The sequence below is a fragment of the Psychrobacter sp. 1Y4 genome (genome assembly GCF_051847555.1).
The window spans coordinates 1-1206 of record NZ_JBPYDE010000100.1 but is presented as its reverse complement, the minus strand read 5'-3'; the positions used below and the strand labels follow the sequence as shown (position 1 = coordinate 1206).

1 protein-coding gene and 1 tRNA gene are annotated in these 1206 nt (G+C 42.4%); both read right to left on the bottom strand.

Annotation, left to right across the window (positions count from 1 at the left end; genetic code table 11):
* The coding region (locus ACS8FC_RS14490; protein WP_439297278.1) for an RDD family protein at positions 1–622 on the bottom strand (622 nt) is incomplete at its 3' end.
* 253 nt (positions 623–875) lie between these two features.
* A tRNA-Arg gene (locus ACS8FC_RS14485) sits at positions 876–952 on the bottom strand.
* Between the last annotated feature and the right edge of the window lie 254 nt (positions 953–1206).

The following is a 1206-nucleotide window of genomic DNA, read 5'->3' as shown; positions in this document are numbered from 1 at the left end:
CTTCATGTGCTACTTTTGGCATCTTTAGGGTAATGGTGTTGGATAGCATATCCTGTACTGCGAGACCGCGAGGGTTAAACAGACAAAAAACATAGTTGAATACCAATCCAAGAAACGCGCTGGCCAATAAGGCGGCGCGTGATCCATCAATAAGACTACCGATAACGCCAAAGAGTAACGGCATCAGACAAGCCGCCAAGATGCGTTTGAACGACTGTCCCCACGTTAACCATTGCCCAGCATCATTTATGGTTTTCAATCGCCACGTTTGCATCCCCAATGTCTGACCACCACGGCGCCAAAATATTCCATAGAATGCCACCAGTGTCAGAACAAACGACGGCGTCATAATGGCGTTTTGATACCAAAGCGGTAGTGACTGGGCCTGTGAAGACTCGGTACCCGTCTCCATCGTTAGCAGCGTGCCAACTACGGTCAATATCGTACCCACCAAAAACAGTAAAGCCAGAATCAACATGCCATCATATAGAATGGCCACGACACGAACCATGGGCTTGGCTATCGTGGGCTCTTCATTAGGATCTTGCTGCGCAAAAGCGCTCTGTTGCGGCTTTGATTTGCCAGTAGATTTTGACGGGCGTTTAGAGGAACTTTTTGACATGGTACGAGCTCATAGCAAGCAGTGAATAGTAACGCTATTGTACCGTAAATGACTGGCCTATCGTACATTATCCTAAATGACTGTCTAATCATCCTAATCACATAGGATAGCTATGATGTGGCCAATATAAAATCACAAAACCAAAATCCTTAAAGTCACTAAGCAAAAGACAATGCTAAAACACAAAAACTGTAGACATAAAAAAATCGCCAATTGTCATAAGACAGGCGATTGATTTAGTTGATTATGCAAATGGTGCGCTTGGAGAGATTCGAACTCCCGACCCCTTAGTTCGTAGCCAAGTGCTCTATCCAACTGAGCTACAAGCGCGTACTTTGCAAATCATTTACCGAGTTGTTAAAAACAATTTCAGTAAATTAGGTTGGCTATTATATAGATAATATCGCTTGTGTCAACATCTTTTTTAATTAAAAACAAAATATTTTTTGATTTAATTATTAATGAATGTTTAACGCAATATACTGCGTTACTACTCTAATAATAACTGAATAAATGGCGGTGAAGGAGGGATTCGAACCCTCGATACGCTTACACGTATGGTTCCTTAGCAGGGAACTGGTTTC